At 63.1% G+C, this 890-nt stretch carries 1 protein-coding gene; it reads left to right on the plus strand.

The genetic code is table 11. The features are described 5' to 3' along the window. Positions 1-299: 299 nt before the first annotated feature. Positions 300-890, plus strand: a 591-nt coding sequence (locus tag G4L39_RS10855; protein WP_205880958.1) for a hypothetical protein, incomplete at its 3' end; no start/stop codon positions are given.

Here is an 890-nt window from a genome sequence, read left to right on the forward strand (position 1 = left end):
CTGATGGTGTGGTTCAGACAAAAGAGGAATGCAAGGAGGGGCTAACAAGGTCACTGGAGCGAGCGGCCGCGCTGCTTCGTCGTTCGAGGGTTGCGGGCTTTGGTCATCGGCTCTGGTTGTCGAACGTCACGGGCGTTACTGCGGCGGGCCGGCTGTGGGTCAGCCCGGTGGCTGGTCACCGCAGACGCGCTGTGGTAGGCAATTCTGACCTCCACGAATCTGACGGACTGGACGGTGGTGAGGTCGGTGCTGGCCGAAAGCACCACGAACAGGGTGTCGGTGACGAGCCACGCTGACGTATGCTTCTGGCGATTGCGGAGGGGACAATGAGCAAGCGGCTGTTGAGTTTGTGGTTGGTTGCCGTCGGGCTTTGGGGCCCGGCGGTAGCCCCGGCTGTGGGTCAGGGGACGATTACGGTTGTCCTGCCTCAGCCCCTGGGGATGGGGAGCGACATGTTGCACTCGTTCTTCTATCCGATTGACATCAACGGTGATGGGGTTGTGGACTTCACCTTTGAAGCTGGCGTGACGGGTCTGTCGCTGCGCACCGAGCGGGCAAACCGGGTGGTCTACCGGCCGGACCCTCCTCCAGATCTGGGCGGGTTGGTTGCACGGCTGGAGGAAGGGGCCCAGATCGGGCCCTCACTGGAGCCTTCGTTGGGATGGCGCTCAAGCGATTTGCGGGATGGCTATGTATCCCCCGGGGAGTGGAAGTTTGCGGCCATTGCGATCCATTTGAGCACCGGTACGGCCAGCGAATGGCCCAGCAGTCCGGGTGCGCGTGGCTTCATTGGCATCGGGTTCGAGTTGGAGGACGGATGGCATTACGGGTACTTCGACGCGATCCTGGCGGCCGAGGGGGGCGGGGTGCTGCTGGGCTGGGCATACAAC

This window comes from Limisphaera ngatamarikiensis (assembly GCF_011044775.1).
Lineage (GTDB): Bacteria > Verrucomicrobiota > Verrucomicrobiia > Limisphaerales > Limisphaeraceae > Limisphaera > Limisphaera ngatamarikiensis.